The following is a 21468-nucleotide window of genomic DNA, read 5'->3' on the forward strand; positions in this document are numbered from 1 at the left end:
ACTTAACTTTATGTTCAGAACAGCACTGTTCTTTTATCGTATCCGATTCTGCATAACTGCTTGATTTTATTTTTATTTCAGCATCAAATAAACGACAGAAAAGAGAGCAAGAAAACCCCTGTTAATTACGCCGGAATATGTTGACCGCACATACTGCAGTTGCTACTTTACCAGTGACTTTGATCCTGCAAGCGAGCTACCGTAAATAAATGACTACACAAAAATTATCCCGCGAAGAATGGATTAATGCCGCAACACAGGTGTTAGCCACCAGTGGTATTGATCAGGTTCGTGTCGATAAATTGGCCAAACAGCTTAAGATAACCCGCGGTAGTTTTTATCATCATTTTACCAGTAGAAATGACCTGTTAGTTTCGATTCTCGACAAGTGGCGCCTGAGGGCAACAGAGGCCGTTATTGCCCGTATTCAAAGTGGCAGTAACGACCCCGTTGAACAGATAACCACCCTGATGAACCTGCCCATCACAGGCAAAAGATCCTTCGAGGGTGCATCTGTCGAGATCTCTATCCGGGCCTGGGCTCGCCGCGACAAACTGGCACGCTCTGCGGTCGAGGAAGTTGACAAATATCGTCTATCTTTCATCAACAGTATTTTTACAAACCTTGGCCACACATCCGACCGGGCTGAGGATCTGGCAAACCTTGTGTACTCATATATTGTGGCGATGTCACTGATCCACTTTGATAACAAGTTCGAAGAGCGTCGTGAGATGTCCCGTCGTCTGGCAGAGTTTCTCTCTGACAACTGCCCCTTAATGAAGTGTCCAAAGCGAAAGAACCAGCCAGAGTAATCAGCACTGGGAAGGAACAGGGCTATTTTGTTCGCTACTTTCTGTTGGTTTCCGAGGGTGATTCGCCAAAATAGTCACGATACACCTTTGAAAATCGGCCAAGATTATTGAAACCATACTCGAGCGCTATCTGAGTAATATTTTTTGAATTGCCCAGATCCATCAACTCGCGGTAGATACATTCGAGTTTTATATTGCAGATATAGACTCGGGGACTTAACCCATATTCCTTTTTAAAAAGGTGATACAGAGATCGTTCACTAACATTGATATAAGCCGCCAGATCTAAAGGCTTATACTCTTTACGGGGATCAGCGATCACCCAGCGACGAATCTTCTCGATCCTCGGGTTTTCGCAAGTGGTCACTTTATAAAACTGATTACCGTTATTTTCGAACCGCTGTAGCAGCAGACATGAAAAAAAACGCCGATACTGAATCTTTAACTCATCAGGGGTCCGGTCAGACCCGGCATCCAGCAATGAAAGAATCTGATGTTTCAAAGCTGCCAGCTGCGCCAGCTTAAACACCTGCGGCTTAAACACCAGCCCCGAGACTAGCAGATGATACCCGAGGTGCACCGCATCCTCTATGAGCGTTTTAACAGGCATTCTGATGGTTGCCACCTGACTATCAGCCGATACAACCGTATTTATAGTTTGCGCGGTATTGATCAGGCAAACATCCCCACAACCAAGTGATAGCACTGCTTCTTTTAACCGCAACCGCACACTCCCCTTCAGAACAAGCATCAGCTGAAAACATTCCGGACTATCGGGTTGTGAGATATCAATATGATGATCATAGAGATCCACACACACCTGAATATCACCCAGTGAGGTTTCCATTAGCCGCCGGGATGGCGGTAACAAGGCCCGGGGAGTTTTTAACCGCTTTATATTAGTCACTGTTTCCAAAGTGAACAGCGGATCCTGTTGCAAAAAATCATTGTTGGAATAGCCGCTCATGACAGCCATACTTACCTCCACAATTTATTTTTTTAGTCGGAGTCTTTTGGTACTGAATGATGCAATTCATCGTTGATAAAGAGCCCTTGAACTAACGACAACAAGGGCATTCTGATATCTGTCTACTGGACTAACATCAGGGAGATAGAGGGCACCAGTACAATCAATAGCAGCCGGAACAGATCCGCGATCACAAAGGGGAACACCCCTTTAAAGATTGTCTTCAACTCTACATTGGGTAGCACCGACTTCAGCACAAAACAGTTCAGGCCAACCGGTGGGCTTATCAGACTGATCTCAGTGGCCACCACCACAACGATGCCAAACCAAATCAGATCCATCCCCATACTCGCAACTATCGGATAGAACACTGGCACTGTCAGCAGCAGCATAGAGATCGATTCAAGCACCGCGCCTAACAGTAGATATATCGCAATAATGACAAGCAAGACTCCCAGTAACCCCAGGCCCAGACTGTCAATCCAGTCCACTACGTCATAAGGGAAATTAGACACGTTGACCAGATTAGCGAATATCAGCGAACCGATCAGAATCGCGATAAGCGAAACAGAGGTAACAGCACTATCCTCCAGAGCATCCCGCATACGCTTCAGATCAAATTTTCCACGCAGAAATGTCAGGAAGATCGCCCCGACAACGCCGACAGCTGCTGACTCGGTCGGCGAGAAAAAACCAAAATAGATCCCCCCTAAAACAATCGCAACCAGCATAGTGAACGCCCACAATTGACGTATCGCTGCAAATCGCTCTTTAAAAGTAGCCTTTTCCCCTGAAGGACAACTACCCGGCTTCAGGTACGAGATAATGATGATCGCAAGACAGTACATTACAATGCCAATCAAACCAGGAATAACACCTGCAACAAACAACTGACCAATATCTGTTTCGGTAATAATCCCGTAGAAAACCAGTGCAATAGACGGGGGGATTAATATACCCAGGGTTCCACCTGCCGCGATAACCCCGGTTGCCACCTCCTGATTGTAGCCATAACGAATCATTGAAGGATAAGCGATTTTTGACATGGTCGCAGCGGTCGCAAAGCTTGATCCACAGAATGTACTGAAACCGCCACAGGCACCGATGGTGGTGATAGCAAGGCCGCCCCGCATATGGCCTATCAGAGCGTAAGTCGCGGCATAAAGCTCCTCTGCCAACCCCGATTTCGCAACAATATTACCCATCAGAATAAACAGCGGGATAACCGCAAATTCATAAGAAATAACGGTTTCAGACGCGATGCTGCCCAACTGACTCAATGCAGCCCCCCAACCCTGATAATATGCCAGCCCTAACACCCCAACAGAGCCGGTAGCCACCGCAATGGGCACACGTAAAAACAGCAGCGCAAACAGCACCACAAATGTGATCATAATAATCATAACAGAGTCCTAGAAATCGGAATTTCGTTTAGGTGCAGACACAAACAGGCTTACCCAGGCAATCAGGGCAAAGATACTTACCACCAGTAACACCTTCCATTTCATAACACCCAGAAACAGGAAAACATCACCAAATTTGTAGGACTCCTCCACCTGCATAAACAGCGTAATAACCAGCGTGGTATAAAAAACACACTCAATCAGGTAGACAAACCAGAACACAACTTTGCCAACCGTCCCGACATAGAACTTATCCAGCAAGTCGATAGTGATGTGTCCTTTGGTTTTGTGGACATGATATAAACCCGAATAAAACATAATCGCTAATGAGATCGAGACCACTTCATAAGAGAAGCCAAGCGGGCTATCGAAAAGGGTTCGACCGACGACATCGACAAAGATCACCAACGCCATCAATAAGGCTGCAACAATAGCAATCTTTGAACAGATAACTTCCAGCACTTTAAGAATGGATAAAGGCATAACGGCATACTCTTGTAGGCCGCCTCCCAGCAAGAACGGATTTATGAGTTTGACTCAGCTCTGGCGAGGGAGGCGACGTAACTTCATTTCATCGCTTCAAGTTCAGCCTTGTAATAAGCCATCGCCTGCTGTCCATCGACACCTTTGCTCGCAGCACTTTTTACCCAGCTGTCACGGGCGGGAGCAAACACCGTCTTCAAAGAGCTAATCAACTCTGGAGACGCAACCCGGTACTCAGCTCCCAGACGCGCTTTCAAAGTAGCCCTGCCTTTAACATCGTTCTCATCCCAGAGCTTACCCATCCTGGCTGAGAGTTTCTCACCGGCCAGATCCATAATAGCGGCCTGATCCGTTGCACTGATCATGTCCCACTTTTCCTGATTCATAATAATGAACGCAGAGTTTGAATAGAGACCACCTGGGATCTGAGTCACATGGTTGATGTACTTATCGACTTTAAAGCCGGTTAGCAGCTCATCGGACAGCGCCGTACCATCGATAACACCACGGGAAAGAAATTCACGCAGTTCAACCAGAGAACCGGAGATGGGAATAACATTCATCTCTTTAAGCGCACTGGAGACAACCGGGGTCTGAACCCGGATCTTCAACCCGCTCATATCTTCAGCGCTCTTAATCGCTGTATCTTTGGTATGCAGATTGCCTCCGGAGGTAACATGTACGGCCAGCGTAACGACATCATCGTGCATCCCGCTTGGCTTAAAATATTTATTGAATGTACGCCAGTACGCCTTAGAACTTTTCTCGGCGTCAAGGTTATCAAATGGAAATTCAACCATTTCACTCAATGGGAATGCACCCGGTGTATAACCATGCGGCCCCCAGGCCACATCAGCCACACCATTGATGACGGCCTGATAATTTCGGGTAGGTGGTGCCAGTGGTTTTGCAGAAGGCCGGATTTTCACCCGTCCATCAGTTGCCTCTTCAACCTGCTTAAAGAATTTCAACAGGCCGTCAACCTGTGACCAGTGAGTCGGTGGAAACCACTGATTGTAACGTAAAGTAAGGGTCTCACCTGCCTGAGCAATCGTGGCGGAACTCAGTGATGCACAGATCAGTGCGGCTCCGATAAAGGTTTTCTTAAGTAGCATAGCCGTTCCTCGGTTTTATTATGATTAAATGGAACATAAAAATTATTTCACAATACACAACTGTATGTCTATATCGTAATAAAATAAAATTTTACGATAAATTACCTATAAATCAGATATTTGTATTAAATTGATTCATATTAATAAAGATTCACTAATGTATGCCTGAAGATTTTAACCTCAAGCAAAAGCATCACTAAAGAAGTGATCCGGGTTTAATCTACAGCGTTCAACACAATCACGTTTTGCAGAAGAAACCACAATCGGTGCACCACAGACATAAACTTCATAAGCAGACAGGTCAGGCATATCATCGACTACCGCCTGATGGACAAAACCGCTTCGCCCGACCCAGCCTTCACCCGTACTTTCAGATAAAACCGGCGTGTAGGAAAACCAGCTATTCTCTTCAGCCCACTGATGACAAAGCTCATCCATGTAAAGATCCTGCTTACAGCGTCCACCCCAGTAGAGAGCCACCGGACGGGTGTTACCGCTGGTAATCAGCCCCTGCATCATAGATTTAACCGGCGCAAAACCTGTGCCGCTGGCAATCATCACTATCGGCCTGTCAGAATCCCTCACATAGAAGGTTCCGAAAGGGCCTTCGATAGTGACAATCGCTTTAGGTTTGAGCTCATCAACAATAATCCGACTAACAGCTCCGCCGGGCATCTTCCGGACATGTAGTTCAACGGCCCCCTCTGAATCCAGGTTAGCCATTGAATAACTTCGGGGATCGCAGCCTTTGATCGTCAGATCCAGATACTGGCCCGGCTTAAACGCAAAGCTAATGCCGGGTGCCGGCGCTATTTTCAGCACGGCTACATCATCAGAAACAGGCTCTTTAACCAGGGTGCGACCGGCACACTTCTGCACACTGATACCTTCCAGCCCGGTCACCTCTGGCGCTTCAATAACCAGGTCTGCAGTTGCATGCCCGACACACATCAGCCCGGTTCTGCCCTCAAAATCACTCGGTTCCAGTTTTATAGCTTCGGGATTTTTATAGCTAACTGCACCCGATAGTATAGGGGTACGACACTCGCCACACTGCCCATCCCGGCAGCTATGTTTTAGCGTTATACCCGCTTTAAATGCAGCCTCAAGTACGGTTTGAGACGCCTCCGCCGTGAATGACTTATCCACCGGTTCAATCTGCACTGTAATACCCATCAGATTAACCCCTTCTCTTTCGCCTGCTTTTCTTTAAACATAGTCAGTGCCAGGTCTTCAATCATATCTTCCTGTCCGCCGACGGTGCCACGACGGCCCAGCTCTACTAACAGATCACGTGCCTGAATGCCGTACTTCGCTTCCGCCCGTTTGGCAAACAGCAGGAACGAGGAGTAGACCCCGGCAAAACCCAGCGTCAGTGCATCGCGATCGACCCGGATCGGCTGATCCATCATCGGTACGACCAGGTCTTCCGCGACATCCATAATCTTGTACAGATCGATACCGTGATCCGCTTCCATCCGCACCAGCGTGGCCACCAGCACTTCCAGTGGCGTGTTACCGGCACCGGCGCCTAAGCCCGCCACCGAACCATCGATACGGCCGGCGCCGGCATCGATCGCCGCCAGGGAGTTGGCCACGGCCATCCCCATGTTGTGATGGCCGTGAAAACCGATCTCGATAGACGGGTCCAGCTCGGCCCGCAACAGACCGATCTTTTCAGTCACCTCATCCGGCAGCATGTAACCGGCCGAGTCGGTGCAGTAGATGCAGTTCGCGCCGTAAGAGACCATCAGCCGTGCCTGCTCCAGAATCTTCTCCGGGCTGGCCATATGCGCCATCATCAGAAAGCCCACGGTATCCATCTCTAATTTGGCCGCCAGACCGATATGCTGCTCGGTGACATCCGCTTCGGTGCAGTGGCTGGCCACACGAATCGTGTTGACCCCTAAGTCTTTCGCCATGCGCAGGTGATCGACCGTGCCGATCCCGGGCAACAGCAGTGCGGAGACTTTGGCGTTTTTCAGTTTCGGAATGACCGCACCGAGATACTCTTCATCGCTGTGGGCCGGGAAGCCGTAGTTCACCGAGGTGCCCCCCAGACCGTCACCGTGGGTGACCTCGATCAGCGGCATACCCGCTTCATCCAGACCTGTCGCCACAGCGACCATCTGCTCCAGTGAGATCTGGTGACGTTTGGCGTGCATACCGTCCCGCAGGCTCATGTCGTGGAGGACTACTTTTTTACCTTTCAAATTCATCGCTCGTTCCTCCACTTAGCCGCGTGCTGGCAGGGTAATGGTGCCGTTGGTTGCTTCTTCGGCAAACATCTCGGCGGTGCGCAGACCGGCTGCGGTCATAATGTCCAGGTTTCCGGCATATTTGGGCAGGTAATCCCCCAGACCTTCCACCTCCATAAACATGGAGACCCGGTTGCCATCAAATACCGGGCCGTTTACCAGGTGGTAGCCGGGCACATATTTCTGCACCTCTTTGACCATGGCGTGAACGGAGGCGGTAATCGCCGCCTGATCAGGCTCGCCCTCAGTCAGGCAGTGCACGGTGTCGCGCATCATCAAAGGTGGCTCAGCCGGGTTGATAATGATGATCGCTTTACCTTTTTTCGCACCGCCCACTTTCTCAACAGCACCGGCGGTGGTGCGGGTAAACTCATCGATATTTTTACGGGTGCCGGGACCGGCAGATTTTGAGGACACCGTAGCGATAATCTCGCCGTACTCTACCGGCTGCACCTGAGACACGGCTGCCACCATAGGGATGGTGGCCTGACCACCGCAGGTGACCATATTGACGTTCATCTCCAGGTTCTGCGCATGGGCCCGCAGATTCACCGGGGGCACACAGAAGGGACCGATCGCCGCCGGGGTCAGATCGATCATGATCACCCCCAGCTCATTCAGCTTGCGGCTGTTCTCGGCATGCACATAGGCAGAAGTGGCATCGAAGGCGATACGGATATCGTCTTCGATCACGTGCGGCAGCAGACCATCGACACCGTCAGAGGTGGTTTTAATGCCCATCTCCCGGGCGCGTTTGAGGCCATCGGATTCGGGATCGATCCCCACCATCCACACCGGCTCGATCCATTCGGACCGTTGCATCTTCATCAGCAAATCGGTGCCGATATTGCCCGGCCCGATAATCACTGCTTTAAGTTTCTTACTCATCGCTCACACCACCCACTAAATAATGCTAAGAACTAATTCAGACGAACTGCTTTTATAGATTTCATCAACCGAGTCACTTCGGTTTTCCAGCATTTTTCGCTGATTCAGACTGCCCTTATCGGTAATCTCCCCAAGCTCCAGATGAGGCAACTCATCCAACACCAGTAACTTGCACACTTTCTGGGAAGAGCCTTTAGAAGAGGATGACATCCGCTCAAGAGATGCTTGTAAAGCCGCTCTAACTTCGGCAACGGCAAACAGCTCATGACCACTCATCCGCCCTTCGGTATCACCCGCCAATTGACGCATTTTCGGCCCGGGAATCACCATCAGGCTCAGATAATCCTGGTTATGCCCTGCCACCACACCATCTGAAACCAGGTCGCCGAAGTTCTGGTACATCCGCGAACGGATTGAAGCCACACACACCCAGGTACCCGTACTGAGTTTGAAGTCTTCAGAAACACGCCCATCAAACAGAATGCCTTCCGATGGGTTTTCACTGTTTTTCAACTTGCCGGCATCACCGATGCAGTAGAAGCCCAGCTCATCAAAGGCTGCATGGGTGGCTTCAGGGTCATTGAGGTACTGTTCAAATACAATCGGACCTTTAATGCGCATCTCCAGCTTGGAGCCATTGGGTACAAAGCGAATCTGTACGCCGGGAAAAGGCACACCGATGTTGCCCGGCTTATCCAGTCGCCAATGAACATTAGTAATCGCGGGAGCCGTTTCAGTCGCGCCCCACTCAGTGGTGAAGAACACATCATGCCCCACCTCTTCCGCCATCCGTTTAAGATCATCCCAAACCGAAGGCGCCAGCGCTGCCGCCGCGTAAAACAGCATGTTGATATTGGAGAAGAAGGTCTTTTTAAGCTCTTCATCCTGCTGCAGATGCTCCACCAACACTTCATAGCCTTTAGGCACATTGAAGTAGAGGTTCGGCTTTATCTCTTTGATGTTTTTCAGCGTTTCTCCAATCAGGTTTGGCACCGGTTTGCCATTATCGATATACAGCGAACCGCCGTTGCGCAGCACCAGATTAAAGTTGTGGTTAGAACCAAAGGTGTGACTCCAGGGGAGCCAATCCAGAATTCGCGGAGCTTCCTGTTCAATAAACGGGTAATACTGCGCAATCATCTGCTGGTTGGAACACATCATTCGCTGGGTGACGACCGCAATTTTTGGCTTTCCGGTCGAACCCGATGTCAGCATATACTTGGCGTGGGTATCACCATCCAGTGTCTGAAACAGCGCTGACACCGCTTCCGTTGCCGGCGTTTCAATCAGTGACTGAAGCGTAATCGCATCAGAACCGGCATCCGACTTTTGCGAGGAGATAAACAGTTTAATCTGTTCACACCCCTGGATAGCCGGTGCAAACGCCGCCTCGTTTTCGGCATAAACCGCACAGGGTCTGAGTCGTTCAATCGTGCTGTGAAGCTGCTCATAGGTTTTCGCCACCAGCGAGTAGGCAACGGATACCGACGTCACAGGGATACCGATATGCATCGCTGCCATCATCATCAGTGCATGATCAACTGAGTTTCCAGACAGAATAACCAGTGGCCCTTTGCCAACCAGCCCAAGGTTAATCATCCCCTGTGCAATACTATGAACCTGATAGCGGAACTGGCGGTAAGTCAGTGTTCGCCAACCATCACCCTGGCGCTCAGCGAGAACAACCTGATCCGGGCGTTTTTCTGCCCAGGTCTCCAGCCAGTCCCCCACACAACGTTCATAATTTTCTAATGGTGTATTCGACTGAATAATAAATGAGCCGTCTTCACTCACCTGCATATCAACAGATGTTTTCGGCATCTGAGAAAAAATATCGGCACCCATAACAAACCTTCTTTTATATTTTTTATAATTGTTAAGTTACTTAACTATCCAGTTATCATTCCGCGATCAGATTAATCTCATCCAGCCCTTCAAAGCTGAAGGAATATTGTTTTCCAGGTATCAGATTAACCATCGGCGCCAGAGCGCCCGACAGAACGATCTGACCTTTGCGTATGGGTGTTCTGAGTTCTATCAGCTTTTTTGCCAGCCAATAAGCCGATAGCAGCGGGCTCCCCAGACAAGCTGATCCCCGTCCGCTGGCAACGCATTCATTATTGGAATGAATCGCCACCTCCAGTGCTTCAAAGTCCACACCCTTCGGTGAAAAGAAACGTTTCCCTGGCATATACAGAGCTGAAGAGGCATTGTCAGCAATGGTATCGACGATACCGATCTTCCAGTCCGCAACCACCGAATCAACAATCTCGATCACCGGGAAAAAGTAGTCGATCGCGGACAACAACTCCATAAAGGTCAGATTTTCTTTATCCAGATCCTCTTTAAAGCAGAAGCCAATTTCACCCTCGGCTTTGGGCGCGATCAGGCCACTGCAATCAACCGGCTGACCACTTAACACCTCCATATCAGAGAACAGCACACCGTAATCGGGCTGATCGACGCCCAGCTGTTGCTGCACCGCTTCAGAGGTGAGACCGATCTTGTAGCCGACGACTCGGCCGCCTTCATCGAGCCGGTGCTGATTAACAACCGACTGAATCTGATAGGCGTCATCGATGGTTAGCTGCGGAAAATCAGTGGATATAGGGCCAATTGCTGTTGCCGCTTTGCGCCCCTGAATAATGGATTCGGCAACCGCCCTGCACTGATCATTACTCATGCCAGATACCTGCCTGCAATCGCCTGAGACCGCTTCAGCGCATCCGTAAACTCACTGTAAAAGGTCTCAGTAATCCCGGCGGCGCTCACAACAGCCCTGGTACTACCAACCCCCTGCCCCGCAGACCAGACATCCTTCCAGGCTTTATTGGCTGTCGAAATATTGCCGGAGAAATCGATTTTGGCATCGTTGCTGGCATTAGGATCGATACCGGCTTTATCCAGGCTTGCCTGCATCCAGTTTGCCAGAACACCGCTCACCGCTTTGGTTTCCACAACACCTTCAATATCGGTATCCACCAGCATCTGCTTGTACTCATCACTGGCAAAGCTTTCAGTTGCTGCGATGTAACGGGTACCACTGGCAACAAAGTCTGCACCCGCCACCAGCATAGCTGCGACATCAGAACCATGGGATATGCAGCCGGCAATCCCCAGCGGCCCATCCCAGAACTGGCGTACTTCAGCGATAAAGGCGAGTGGATTGTAACGCCCCGTATGCCCCCCAGCCCCCTGAGTAACGAGAATCAGGCCATCAACACCGGCATCGACTGATTTCTTTGCCATACTCGGTGTAATAACGTCGGCATAGACTTTACCACCGTAGGATTTGACCACCTCCATCACCCGCTTCGGCGATCCCAGCGCGGTTGACACGATTGCTGGCTGATATTTTCGCACCAGTTCAATTTCAGCATCAAAACGATCATAGGAGGAGTGAACAATCATATTGAATAACCAGGGCAGTGACTGGCTATTCAGCTCACCATGCACCTGAGCCATCCATTCATTCAGGGTTTCAACTGTCCGGGCATTGGCTGCAGGTAAGCTGCCAATCACGCCACTCTTCGAGCTTGCTATTGCCAGTTCAGGTGATGAAACCAGAAACATCGGCGCCACTATAAGCGGCAGTTTCAGGCTACTAAACAGCTCTTTTTCTTGTTGTGTACTCATCGGGCTATCCAACCTCCATCACTGTGAATAACAGTTCCTGTGGTCATCGGGGACTGTTCATTTGAAGCCAGGAGGACATAAAGGGAGGCGTGATCCTCAGGACTTGCAATCTTTTTTAACGGTACTGCATTAGCAGCATTTTCATTAAAACCAGGGATATGATTCAGCGGCCGGGCCTTACTTGAGATACCTTCGACCGACTTCATCTCGGTATCAGTCGCACCGGGAGAGACACCGTTTACACGGATCTCTGGTGCAAGCTCATAGGCAAGCTGTTTAATCAGGCCAACCACCGCATGCTTGGATGCCACGTACAACACACCACCGCCACCGGGGTAAAAACCAGAATTAGAAACAGTCAACACGATGCAGCCATGGTTCTGCTTAAGCTGATCCATCGCGGCTTTCACACCGTTCATATACCCCAGAACATTGACCTGAAATAGCTTGTTGAAATTGGCCTCAAGCTTCTCTGGAGCAATACGGGAAAGCGGCGCAAAAAAGTCGAATAACGCAGCATTACCAACAAAGATATCGAGTTTACCAAAACGTTCAACCGCCAACTCCACCAGTTTGTGGTTATCGCTGTAGTTGGTGACATCACCGCAAACTGAACAGATTTCATCCGGATAGCGCGCCTGCAGCTGACCAAGCTTTTCCTGATTCAGGTCCAGTACCGCTACTTTAGCGCCCTCCCTGATGAACCGCTCTACAACGGCCCGGCCGATGCCCTCAGCACCACCAGAGATAAACGCGACTTTGTCTTTCAGAATCGTCATAAATCCCTCACAGGAAAGTATTGATATTCTTGCAACTCAGCGTCGCATTAGGCATCAGAATCAGACGCTTACGAATCTTGAAACTGTCTCCGCTTTTCACCAAAAGGTCACGGCGACGCCCAAAGATAACGTACTCCTCATCATGTCCACGGCTACGCACACTCTGGAATACTGAATAGACCAGCAACTCTGATTCGGACTCACCCTCAAACACTTCAATATTTGACAAGGTATGAACATTTCGGGTGGCTGGATTTTCAGCCCAGGCTGATGGCTGAGCAAAGCGGGCAACCCGGCGACTCAGATCGGTCATATTGTCATCAAAAAACGCCATGTGGTCAGGATCATAAAAACCTTCGCTCAACAGATTCTCTCTGCGACGGTTTTCAATACCCGGCATCCAGTAATGAATATCATCGGCCATCAGTGCTAACCATTCGGTAAAGCGTTCTTCATCCAGTAAACGGTATTCCATATTCAGGAAACCGCTAACCTTGTGATGCATCTCCATTGAAACCGGAGTCAGCTGTTGTTCTTTGCTGTTCATTTCTCCACCTCCGCTTTACCTTTATTACGATTCGGTACTTCAGCCCAACTCTTTGATTGCAGCAGATCCTGCCAGCGCTGATAGAATGCCCGCGAGTTGGCTTCATTCAGCTGACCTTTATAGACATTAGCGGGAAGATCGGTGTCTTCCAGATAGGTATCCATCCCCAGACCAATAAAGAGATCCTGTTTGGCGGTCACTTTACCTTTCGCCGTCTTAGTGCAGTATTCCCAGTTTTCACCATCGTCCATCTCAAACACACCGGTAGGAGAGAAGGTCATCATTGCACCTTTACGCCACCTGTCTTTAATGTCCTGAGGCGCACTTTTATTCACCACCACCCAGGTAAAGAGCTCGATTTTGTTAGGACCACGGGGCTGCCATATACGTACCGTGTTCTGGCCCGCGAGGAATGAGAAGTTAGGGAAGATGGTGCAGGAGGAAACCGAACCGATCATATTGGAACGGAAATCACCCAGTCGCTCAGCCACTGATGGCTTAATGGTATGCAGATACTTATTTAACTGAGTATCCCCTAATACGGCGACATTACCCACGGTATCCAGAGCAAATTCATAACCGTGGCCGTTCCAGTTAACGGAGTAGGATTCGTCAAAATCACTCACCTTCGCAACAGAACCACCCAGCATAGCCCGTGCAGCAGAATCATGAGTCCAGCCTGCGTGAAGAATATCGCCGACAAAGTTTTCCGCTGCTATTTTCCAGTTACACTCATAGGTAGAGCGAATGCAACCGCCCACAAACTCAGTGCCACCCTCCTGATTATCAAACAGTGAATCAAGGTACCAGGTCATCGGCCCCAGATACTCTTCAAGGGTTGGACTTTCCGGATCGAATGTAGCGAAAATCAGCCCCTTGTATGAAGACACTTTAGCTACCTCTTTCAGACCCCACTTCGACTTATCAAAGTTACTGTCTTCATAGATACCTGATTCATGCTGACCAATCAGATTACCCTCAACATTGAAAGACCAGCCATGGTAGTTACAGATAAAGCCACGGGTGGAACCAGACTCAGAGAAGCAGACTTTGTTACCCCGGTGTGGACAGGCATTCAACAGTACCTTAACACCGCCACTTTTCTGACGAATAACGATAACTTCATCTTCACCCATGGTGGTGGTGATATAGTCGCCGGTTTTTTTAATTTGAGACTCGTGTCCGACAAACAGCCAGCAGCGGGCAAAGACTTTTTCCAGTTCCTGTTCATAGATCTTCTGATCGTAGAAAATTTCACCGGAAATACGGCCACCTTCAATATCACATACAGACTCAAGGCCTTCCAAACAATCTGTCGTATCTATCGTTTTTATCAAGTTGCTCATATCAAGTACCTTTAAGCTTTAGCAATAATGTTTTCATTGACTTCAATGACTGCAAAAACCTCATCACCCACAACTTCGACAGGATATGTTTGCAAATCAGTTTCACAGGGAAAGCCCTGCGCTTCACCGCTCGGAATATGGAACATTCCCCAGTGCACAGGACAGACAATCATGTCATCCTCAATGTCGCCTTCCGCCAGGGAAGCCGTTGCATGGGTGCACAGGTCAGCGGTCGCATAGAACTGGCCGCCCAGGTTATACACAGCGATATCGCCAAACTTATTATTTTCAATTTTCTTAACCTGATTTGCTTCCAGGTCAGTGGCTTTACACAGATATACTTTTTCCATGGGACTCAACTCGCTCTCAGTTCCATAAATCCAAGACCCGTTACCCATTCAGGCACCGGCTGGTACTCAATCAGTGATACCGTGCCGGCACCAACGGCTGCCATGGCACACACAAAGTTACGCAGCTCCATCGCGCCATTACCGCCCTGCTCCAGAATCTGCTCATCGGAGAGTTCGATCATCTGATCCAGATCCCGGTTACAACAGAGGTTAATGATCTGCTGGTCAAACTCAGGGTTTACCTTGCCCGACTCTTTAACACCCACCCAGTGACTGATACCGCCACTCCCGATTACCGCGACTTTCTCATCACTGTCAAAACGACTAACAGACGCAGCAATCTGCTCGCCCAGTTCACGGGAACGTTTCATTGAGATAAACGGATCCACCGCACTGCCCAGATAGACTGGAATCGCTTTGATTTCACGACCGCTGATCGCTTCAGCGCGCTGAACAATCAACTGATAAGGAATGGAGAACGCATGATCGGTCGTAAATGAACGGGCCACAGCCCAGTCAAATCCCTGTTCTGCGCCATCAGTGGCAATAAAGCTGGCCAGCGCTTCGTTGTTATTGACCAGTGCTTTGTTAAGCCCTGGCAGACGGTCAATCGGACCTTCAACATGGCCGGTACCAATACAGTATTTCGGCAGACAGGTCGTGCCAAACAGCATGTAGTGATCATTGCCCACAATAATCACTGTTGAGACATCCATCGCAGCAAGTGTCTGAGCGCAGGTTTCATATGCTCCCCAGGCCTTTTCCGCGACACTTTTGTCAGGGGCGTTTGGTGCAACAAACATGATAGGGTCGTGCGGTACTAAAAAACCGCCTACAATTTTTGCCATCTTTATTACCCCTTTATCGATGCCGAATAGCTGCTCGCAGACCCGAGCTTTTTGTTGTAAGTCACCATGCTTTTGTCGGGCGACATCTCAATCCAGTAACCCATGGTCAGCAGCGAGCTGACACCGACCTCCTGCAGTTTCTTCACATCAAAACTGAGAATCATCTCGACATCATCAGCATCCAGCGGAAAACGGCTGAGGTACTTTTCGGGATTTTCTTTAAATTTCTCTTTTGAGAACCTGTCAACCGACAGACTCCAGAGAACGCGTTCCAGCACATCTCTTTTCATTTTTATTCTGAGCCTCGCTGTTGCTTCTTATGTTGCGTCTTAATTTCTAGTTGCTGACAAAGTTACGGACACAGGCGAGGAATTTTTCGCGCTGCTCGGTCTGAACCCAGTGGCCGCATTGCCCAAAGACAAACAGATCGGCATTAGGGATGTTCTCAACCAGGGTATGACCACACTGCAGAGGGACCACATGATCTTCTCTGCCATGCAGAACCAGTGTCGGCGCAGTAATATGCTGAATCGCCTTAACCGGGAACGCTTTCACCATAGTGATGCCCTCCTCTTCGGGTTTTGGCAGAAGCGTACGCAACGCCCCCTGAGCGCCAGGCCGGGCACTGGCTTCATAGCGGCTCTGGACTAACTCGTCTGTAATAAGTGATTTGTTATAGGGAAACAGCTCCATTAGCGCCCGCATATTGTCAAGGGATGGCTCATACAACCAGGCCCCTGCCAACCCTTTAGTCTGCTCGAAGGTTCCCGCAGGAGTCCCCAGAAGCACCAGCTTATCCAGACGCTCGGGATTAAACAGCGCCAGACCGATACCGACGGCACCACCAAAAGAGTTGCCCACCAGCGATACCCTGTCGACACCGATGGCATCGAGGAACTTAACCAGGTGGTTGGTCCAGAACTTAATATCGTATTCGGTTCCCTCTTTAAACTCTGTAAAACCAAAACCGGCAATATCAGGAACAATGACATCGTAATCAGCCGACAGCTCATCAATCAGCCCTCCCCAGTTAGTCCATCCGGAAACGCCCGGACCCGAACCATGCAACAGAACCAGTGGGTTACCAGATCCTGCCCGGTAGTAACCCGTCTTATGATCCGCTGCCTGAATAAACTTACGATCGTTCTCTTTCACAATGCCGCACCTCAAACATACATAACTGTATGCTGAATACTAACGACATATTCTGACTTGTCAACAAAAAATACACTTCTGTATCTTACAAAAACCCCTACAGAGCGCACAGCAGAAACAAACCTAACCTATTGATTTTAAATGCTATATACAAATCCACAATGATTTACAGAGCGATATAAAATAAAATAAAACCAACAAAAACAAATAAAAAGATACATGCATGTATCTTTTTTATTTTAAAGACAAATCTTGCCCCATCAGAACTTACTGCCTAAAAAATGAACAATTGTTTGTAACAACTGATCGTCAATCAGATCGAGCGCGTCATGCAAGTAGTGGTGAAATCCAGGATTGACTAATGACCAAACTTACAACTCAACTGATGCGGCCAGGTAACTAAGAGGAACGTGAGCAAACGTCCAGTAACAAAACAGTTACAGATAGAGATCCAGGTGATGTAACTTCTAGCAAAAAATTAGTGATGGTGTTATTGAAGCACAGAAAGCGGCTAGTCAGATTGCGTTTTCAACATTCGTAATAACGAGTTAGAAACACAACTAAAGTTAATTATCTGAGTTGCTCTAACTGCACACGGATCTTTGCAGTATATGTACACACATCTGCAGTATTAAGATATTACATTTCTAGCGTTATGAGATCATAAAACCTCACTTATATAATAATAAAGAGGCTCACTTTTGATGAATAAACTTAATAAACTAAGTATTGCAGTGCTTGCCGCAACTGCATCCACATTTGTTAGCGCAGTAGAACTGGGCGAGTTTAAAGGCACTACTTTCAGTGTTGGCGGATATTTAAAAGCTGAGGCTATCTGGGGCATGCCAGATAGCGGCGAGAATACTCTTGAAACCACAACCCGTCAGTCACGTTTCAACCTCAAAGCCAGCAAAGAGATCGAAGGCCATAAAGTCTCCGGCTTTATTGAGTCCGATTTCTGGGAATACCAAACCAGCTACAGCACCAGTGCAGCACTGCGTCTGCGCCATGCTTTCATCAGCATTGATAATCTGACCATTGGTCAGACATGGAACGGCCAGTTCTTTGCCACTGCCCCCTTCGATGCGCGGATGATCAACTTCTTCGGACCTGGATTTGGTACCATTGGCGGCAACGGCGGTACTGTTCGTCCTTCTACCGTGGTTCACTACACCACCAACGGCTTCCGCTTCACTGCGCAGGATCCGCTGTACGATAATGCCTCTATGCCTGACCTGGTAGCCTCCTATTCCAATCGTTTTAAATCCGGCAGTGCTTACAATGTTGCAGTAACTGCCCGTGAAGTTCAGACAACTTCTGTCGACGATTCTGAAATTGGTGCAACGATTTCTCTGCTGGGTAAACTGGCGGTAGGTAATGGCGCCCTGTTTGCAGGTGCATTCACCGGTAAAGGCGCCGGCCCATACTCTGGCGTTTGTGTTGGCGGTATGTGGAATCCTACCAAAACCGCGACCTGTGATATCGATGCTTCAGGCGACCTGATTTCTCAGACCGGTTTCAACCTGGGCGTTACTCAGAACCTGACCGAAAACCTCAACGGCACGTTGCGTTACGGTAAGGTAGAAGTGGACGATGCAGCGGATACTTCGGCTTACGAAACCACTGCAACTCTGATCTATACTTACCTGCCAGGTCTTGATTTTGGTATCGAGTGGCGTGATCAGGATCAGGCAAACCACCCTCTGCGCCCAGCCGGACAACAGGTTGAAGTGATGGCAATGTACAAGTTCTAAGCTCATCAACACTTAGAACAGGTACACCTGGAGAGAGATACTGGACCCCTTCACCGGTATCCCTTTCCTTCTTTAATTACAGATATTAAGCTTTAGCGTATCAACTGATACAGGCAGATCTAAACCAGAAAAATCTATCCCAGACAGGCTATCCAGCCACACCGGATATCTAGAATTTAAAGCTTAAAAATACCCTCAGATTATGCTCTTAACGCCTGATCAGCCGACCTGGAACGGGTCACTGATGGCAATTCACCCACCTGTTTACGATACAGCTGAGAAAAACGTCCAAGATTGGTGAAGCCATAATCCATCGCAATCTGGGTGATACTCCGTCCCTGGCTCCCCCCTTTGATCTCGCTGTGGACACAGGCAATTTTACGCTGCTGAATATAGGAAAGCGGCGTCGTTGATTCGCTCTCCCGAAACAGATAATAAAGCGATCGCTCACTCATATGACAGACATCAGTCAGACTCTTCACTGACAGATTGCACTTTATATTCCGGTCAATGTAGTCCCGTAGTTTTTCCATCGTCAGCTGCTTACTGCTGCCACCTTCTGCAACCGGTTTATCAGATCCAACTTCCAGGTCAATATAATGAAAAATAATATTGATGTAGTGGCGCTGCAGCTCTGGTGTAACTTGCTCTTTGAGCTCGAGCAGATGAAGAATCAGTGCTTTGAGAGGACGCGATTCAAGACTGATTATATTGTCCGCTGCTTTCTCTACACGCAGCGTCGGCTCTGGCTGATCTGCATAGCAACTATCAAATATAAAGTAGTTTACAAAGATTCGCTGATGAACATTGATGCGGATAACCCTGTCCTGATGATCAGGCAACATATGCACAACGATCTCATCAGTCTTGCCTGACAATGAATGAATAATCTCTGTCGATTTATTAAAAACAATATCCCTGTCAACACCCTTCATCCTTAGATCGAAATTATCTTTCATAATATTCTCACGCAAGGTATTTATTTTTATATTTATATACGACCAATAATTATTCTTAAAAAAACATCACAGATCGCCTTAAATGCTAACATGACAACTAACAAATCAAGTCATAAGAAAACCGCATCGATCCATCTAAAAAAAAGACACCGGATTAAAGAATAAAAAAAGCCCCTTTAAAAGGGGCACTGAGGAGAGTCAAAAAAGCAACTCAAAACTGTTTTACTGAAAAAATATATCTATATAGTATTTCTATTAAATGCTTTAAAGCGTAATCACCTGAGCTGAAGGCTCTGCGCTATATATATCTTCAACAATATCAGCACGATTACCGATCACGGCATTGGAGTTGAGCGATCCCTTATCGGTCATCTCGTGGGCATCCATATCAGCGGGTCGGCTTTGCAGCACCAGACTCTTGATGCATGTAGAACTTCCGGTGCTTTTCTCTGCCATACTGGCAAGATGATCGCTGAATACCTTACGAACCGCTGCATGATTAACGATCTGCTCCAGATTCAGGGCACCCTCCTCACTATCGATCAGGTGACGGCAGTGTTCAACATCGGGGAACACCAGCGCACTGATGAAGCCACGGTCACGACCGACAATAACCACATCCTGAATATAGGGTGCAAACTCATGAATCATGTGCGCCTTGAGTGTGCCAACGCTCACCCAGGTACCGGTATCCAGCTTAAAGTCTTCAGACACGCGGCCATCGAAAAGAAATCCGCGGGATGGCTTTTGCTCATCAATAAACTTCAGCGCATCGCCAAGACAGTAGTAGCCCTCTTCATCATAGGCTTTCGCGGTTTGCTCCTCATCGCGCCAGTACCCAGGCATGACAGTGACACCTTTAACGCGCACTTCGAGTTTGCCCTGATTAGGAATCAGTTTCAGTTCAACACCGGGAATCGGCACTCCCACAACACCGGAAGCGGCCTCTTCAATGGAGGTAAACAGAGCTGACGGGGCCGTCTCTGTAGCACCCAGCCCCGTCAGTATCGGCACTTTCTTACCGGTATATCGGATTGAAAGTTCGGCCAGATCATCCCAGACATGCTGAGCCAGACCCGCACCGGCATAAAACAGCACCTGCAGATTAGAGAAGAATACCTCAGCCATATCCTGATTCTGCTTCAACTCTTTAACCAGCAGTTCATACCCTTTAGGCACGTTGAAATAGATTGTGGGGGCAACTTCCCGCAGGTTAGCCACTGTTTCGGCAATGCCTTTAGGTACCGGTTTACCGCCATCGATATACAGAGAACCGCCGTTATAGATCACCAGACCGGTATTTTTATTGCCCCCGAAAGTATGGTTCCAGGGAAGCCAGTCGCACAATACCGGCGGCTGCTCTTGAACAAACTGAAGGTAACTGGCAATCATCTCCTGATTAGCACAGATCATCCGCTGGGTATTGATAACCCCTTTCGGCATCCCTGTTGAGCCGGAAGTGAACAGAAACTTGGCGATCGTATCGCCATTCACAGCCGCGTTCGCCTGAGCAACATCATCGGTTACCGGTGTAGCAACAGCGTCGCCCCAAAGGCTCAGGTCAAAACCAAAATCATCGGCACCATGATCAGCCTCGCAGGCCAGCACACTGCAATCAGATGGCATGACCGCATCAATAGCGTCCCGGAACGGTCCCAGGTTTTCAACAAAGACCAGTCCGGGTGTCAGCTTTTCGGTAATGTAACGCAGCTTACCAAAATCGGTCGAGATCAATGAGTATGCCGTGGATATCGGCGAAAACGGGATACCCACATACATAGACGCCAGACCCACCAACAGGTGAGAAATACTGTTACCCGACAGGATAACAACAGGACGCTCAGCTGACAGGTTCTGGTTCAGAAGATACTGGGACAGATGCTTTACTTTAATCAGAGCCTCGGCGTAAGTCACCGTTTCCCAGTGATGCTTATCTTCTGTTCGCTGCGCCACCATCACTCTGTCAGGAGTTGTGGCGGCCCAGTGCTCCAGCTTATCGGTCATTTTGGTTGCGTAGGCTGGCAACTGGACAGCAGACCGGACCAGCATAGAACCATCGTCCCGCTTTTCGACGCTAATGTCGTAGGTAACTACATTTACAGGAAGAATTTCTGCGTTCATTATTATTCTCGCTATCAATTTTTATTCTGTTTCAGTCAGTAAAGACT

21 protein-coding genes are annotated in these 21468 nt (G+C 48.7%); 2 read left to right on the plus strand and 19 right to left on the minus strand.

What is annotated here, in order from left to right; translation table 11 throughout:
• Positions 1 to 209 precede the first annotated feature (209 nt).
• Complete coding sequence (locus KDX31_12975) at positions 210 to 812, plus strand: TetR/AcrR family transcriptional regulator (protein UTW02268.1); 603 nt, start codon at positions 210 to 212, stop codon at positions 810 to 812.
• A 34-nt stretch (positions 813 to 846) separates the two neighbouring features.
• On the opposite strand, the gene KDX31_12980 is transcribed toward KDX31_12975, so the two are convergent.
• From KDX31_12980 to KDX31_13060, 17 genes are all read right to left on the minus strand, one after another.
• Positions 847 to 1788 carry an AraC family transcriptional regulator gene (locus tag KDX31_12980; GenBank protein UTW02269.1) on the minus strand — a complete coding sequence of 314 codons (942 nt, stop codon included), beginning with the start codon at positions 1786 to 1788 and terminating at the stop codon, positions 847 to 849.
• Positions 1789 to 1901: 113 nt separating this feature from the next.
• Positions 1902 to 3173: a TRAP transporter large permease gene (locus KDX31_12985; protein ID UTW05391.1), complete on the minus strand. Its 1272-nt coding sequence runs from the start codon at positions 3171 to 3173 to the stop codon at positions 1902 to 1904.
• Positions 3174 to 3191: 18 nt separating this feature from the next.
• A complete protein-coding gene (locus tag KDX31_12990) occupies positions 3192 to 3665 on the minus strand; it encodes a TRAP transporter small permease (GenBank protein UTW02270.1) in 474 nt (157 codons plus the stop codon).
• Between the two features lie 83 nt (positions 3666 to 3748).
• Positions 3749 to 4780: a TRAP transporter substrate-binding protein gene (locus tag KDX31_12995; GenBank protein ID UTW02271.1), complete on the minus strand. Its 1032-nt coding sequence runs from the start codon at positions 4778 to 4780 to the stop codon at positions 3749 to 3751.
• A gap of 180 nt (positions 4781 to 4960) precedes the next feature.
• Positions 4961 to 5956, minus strand: coding sequence for a 2Fe-2S iron-sulfur cluster binding domain-containing protein (locus tag KDX31_13000; GenBank protein UTW02272.1), 996 nt, complete (start codon positions 5954 to 5956; stop codon positions 4961 to 4963).
• Complete coding sequence (dmpG, locus tag KDX31_13005) at positions 5956 to 6999, minus strand: 4-hydroxy-2-oxovalerate aldolase (GenBank protein UTW02273.1); 1044 nt, start codon at positions 6997 to 6999, stop codon at positions 5956 to 5958. Before dmpG ends, KDX31_13000 begins: the two co-directional genes overlap by 1 nt.
• Positions 7000 to 7014: 15 nt before the next feature.
• Positions 7015 to 7926 (minus strand): acetaldehyde dehydrogenase (acetylating), encoded by a 912-nt coding sequence (locus KDX31_13010; GenBank protein UTW02274.1) that lies wholly within the window; start codon positions 7924 to 7926, stop codon positions 7015 to 7017.
• Between the two features lie 15 nt (positions 7927 to 7941).
• Positions 7942 to 9771 carry a feruloyl-CoA synthase gene (locus KDX31_13015; GenBank protein ID UTW02275.1) on the minus strand — a complete coding sequence of 610 codons (1830 nt, stop codon included), beginning with the start codon at positions 9769 to 9771 and terminating at the stop codon, positions 7942 to 7944.
• A gap of 55 nt (positions 9772 to 9826) precedes the next feature.
• On the minus strand, positions 9827 to 10609 hold the full coding sequence (locus tag KDX31_13020) for a 2-keto-4-pentenoate hydratase (protein ID UTW02276.1): 783 nt from the start codon (positions 10607 to 10609) through the stop codon (positions 9827 to 9829).
• Entirely contained in the window at positions 10606 to 11562 is a 957-nt protein-coding gene (locus KDX31_13025) for a nitronate monooxygenase (protein ID UTW02277.1), read from the minus strand. Before KDX31_13025 ends, KDX31_13020 begins: the two co-directional genes overlap by 4 nt.
• Positions 11559 to 12341 (minus strand): 3-(cis-5,6-dihydroxycyclohexa-1,3-dien-1-yl)propanoate dehydrogenase, encoded by a 783-nt coding sequence (hcaB, locus tag KDX31_13030; GenBank protein ID UTW02278.1) that lies wholly within the window; start codon positions 12339 to 12341, stop codon positions 11559 to 11561. The genes KDX31_13025 and hcaB overlap by 4 nt, the downstream gene beginning before the upstream one ends.
• A 7-nt stretch (positions 12342 to 12348) precedes the next feature.
• The gene (locus KDX31_13035) at positions 12349 to 12888 is read right to left on the minus strand and encodes a 3-phenylpropionate/cinnamic acid dioxygenase subunit beta (GenBank protein UTW02279.1); all 540 of its coding nucleotides are present in this window, start codon (positions 12886 to 12888) and stop codon (positions 12349 to 12351) included.
• Positions 12885 to 14234, minus strand: a complete 1350-nt coding sequence (locus KDX31_13040) for a Rieske 2Fe-2S domain-containing protein (GenBank protein ID UTW02280.1) — start codon at positions 14232 to 14234, stop codon at positions 12885 to 12887. Before KDX31_13040 ends, KDX31_13035 begins: the two co-directional genes overlap by 4 nt.
• Before the next feature lie 11 nt (positions 14235 to 14245).
• Positions 14246 to 14584, minus strand: coding sequence for a non-heme iron oxygenase ferredoxin subunit (locus KDX31_13045; GenBank protein ID UTW02281.1), 339 nt, complete (start codon positions 14582 to 14584; stop codon positions 14246 to 14248).
• Between the two features lie 5 nt (positions 14585 to 14589).
• Positions 14590 to 15432, minus strand: a complete 843-nt coding sequence (locus KDX31_13050) for a protocatechuate 3,4-dioxygenase (GenBank protein ID UTW02282.1) — start codon at positions 15430 to 15432, stop codon at positions 14590 to 14592.
• A gap of 5 nt (positions 15433 to 15437) precedes the next feature.
• Positions 15438 to 15722: a hypothetical protein gene (locus KDX31_13055; GenBank protein ID UTW02283.1), complete on the minus strand. Its 285-nt coding sequence runs from the start codon at positions 15720 to 15722 to the stop codon at positions 15438 to 15440.
• Between the two features lie 46 nt (positions 15723 to 15768).
• Positions 15769 to 16587 carry an alpha/beta fold hydrolase gene (locus KDX31_13060; protein ID UTW02284.1) on the minus strand — a complete coding sequence of 273 codons (819 nt, stop codon included), beginning with the start codon at positions 16585 to 16587 and terminating at the stop codon, positions 15769 to 15771.
• A 704-nt stretch (positions 16588 to 17291) separates the two neighbouring features.
• On the opposite strand from KDX31_13060, the gene KDX31_13065 reads away from it, so the two are divergent.
• Positions 17292 to 18341 (plus strand): hypothetical protein, encoded by a 1050-nt coding sequence (locus KDX31_13065; protein ID UTW02285.1) that lies wholly within the window; start codon positions 17292 to 17294, stop codon positions 18339 to 18341.
• Positions 18342 to 18541: 200 nt separating this feature from the next.
• Here the strand turns inward: KDX31_13065 and KDX31_13070 are convergent, their stop codons facing one another.
• Positions 18542 to 19300 carry a helix-turn-helix transcriptional regulator gene (locus KDX31_13070; protein ID UTW02286.1) on the minus strand — a complete coding sequence of 253 codons (759 nt, stop codon included), beginning with the start codon at positions 19298 to 19300 and terminating at the stop codon, positions 18542 to 18544.
• Positions 19301 to 19564: 264 nt separating this feature from the next.
• A complete protein-coding gene (locus KDX31_13075) occupies positions 19565 to 21421 on the minus strand; it encodes a feruloyl-CoA synthase (protein ID UTW02287.1) in 1857 nt (618 codons plus the stop codon).
• Positions 21422 to 21468 lie beyond the last annotated feature (47 nt).

Origin of the sequence: Amphritea atlantica (assembly GCA_024397875.1) — a bacterium.
Classification (GTDB): Bacteria; Pseudomonadota; Gammaproteobacteria; order Pseudomonadales; family Balneatricaceae; genus Amphritea; species Amphritea atlantica_B.

Excerpts from the sequence above, each read along its gene's own strand:
- KDX31_12975 (UTW02268.1), top strand. The coding sequence starts at position 210 with ATGACTACACAAAAATTATCCCGCGAAGAATGGATTAATGCCGCAACA.
- KDX31_12980 (UTW02269.1), bottom strand. The coding sequence starts at position 1,788 with ATGGCTGTCATGAGCGGCTATTCCAACAATGATTTTTTGCAACAGGAT.
- KDX31_12985 (UTW05391.1), bottom strand. The coding sequence starts at position 3,173 with ATGATCACATTTGTGGTGCTGTTTGCGCTGCTGTTTTTACGTGTGCCC.
- KDX31_12990 (UTW02270.1), bottom strand. The coding sequence starts at position 3,665 with ATGCCTTTATCCATTCTTAAAGTGCTGGAAGTTATCTGTTCAAAGATT.
- KDX31_12995 (UTW02271.1), bottom strand. The coding sequence starts at position 4,780 with ATGCTACTTAAGAAAACCTTTATCGGAGCCGCACTGATCTGTGCATCA.
- KDX31_13000 (UTW02272.1), bottom strand. The coding sequence starts at position 5,956 with ATGGGTATTACAGTGCAGATTGAACCGGTGGATAAGTCATTCACGGCG.
- dmpG (UTW02273.1), bottom strand. The coding sequence starts at position 6,999 with ATGAATTTGAAAGGTAAAAAAGTAGTCCTCCACGACATGAGCCTGCGG.
- KDX31_13010 (UTW02274.1), bottom strand. The coding sequence starts at position 7,926 with ATGAGTAAGAAACTTAAAGCAGTGATTATCGGGCCGGGCAATATCGGC.
- KDX31_13015 (UTW02275.1), bottom strand. The coding sequence starts at position 9,771 with ATGGGTGCCGATATTTTTTCTCAGATGCCGAAAACATCTGTTGATATG.
- KDX31_13020 (UTW02276.1), bottom strand. The coding sequence starts at position 10,609 with ATGAGTAATGATCAGTGCAGGGCGGTTGCCGAATCCATTATTCAGGGG.
- KDX31_13025 (UTW02277.1), bottom strand. The coding sequence starts at position 11,562 with ATGAGTACACAACAAGAAAAAGAGCTGTTTAGTAGCCTGAAACTGCCG.
- hcaB (UTW02278.1), bottom strand. The coding sequence starts at position 12,341 with ATGACGATTCTGAAAGACAAAGTCGCGTTTATCTCTGGTGGTGCTGAG.
- KDX31_13035 (UTW02279.1), bottom strand. The coding sequence starts at position 12,888 with ATGAACAGCAAAGAACAACAGCTGACTCCGGTTTCAATGGAGATGCAT.
- KDX31_13040 (UTW02280.1), bottom strand. The coding sequence starts at position 14,234 with ATGAGCAACTTGATAAAAACGATAGATACGACAGATTGTTTGGAAGGC.
- KDX31_13045 (UTW02281.1), bottom strand. The coding sequence starts at position 14,584 with ATGGAAAAAGTATATCTGTGTAAAGCCACTGACCTGGAAGCAAATCAG.
- KDX31_13050 (UTW02282.1), bottom strand. The coding sequence starts at position 15,432 with ATGGCAAAAATTGTAGGCGGTTTTTTAGTACCGCACGACCCTATCATG.
- KDX31_13055 (UTW02283.1), bottom strand. The coding sequence starts at position 15,722 with ATGAAAAGAGATGTGCTGGAACGCGTTCTCTGGAGTCTGTCGGTTGAC.
- KDX31_13065 (UTW02285.1), top strand. The coding sequence starts at position 17,292 with ATGAATAAACTTAATAAACTAAGTATTGCAGTGCTTGCCGCAACTGCA.
- KDX31_13070 (UTW02286.1), bottom strand. The coding sequence starts at position 19,300 with ATGAAAGATAATTTCGATCTAAGGATGAAGGGTGTTGACAGGGATATT.
- KDX31_13075 (UTW02287.1), bottom strand. The coding sequence starts at position 21,421 with ATGAACGCAGAAATTCTTCCTGTAAATGTAGTTACCTACGACATTAGC.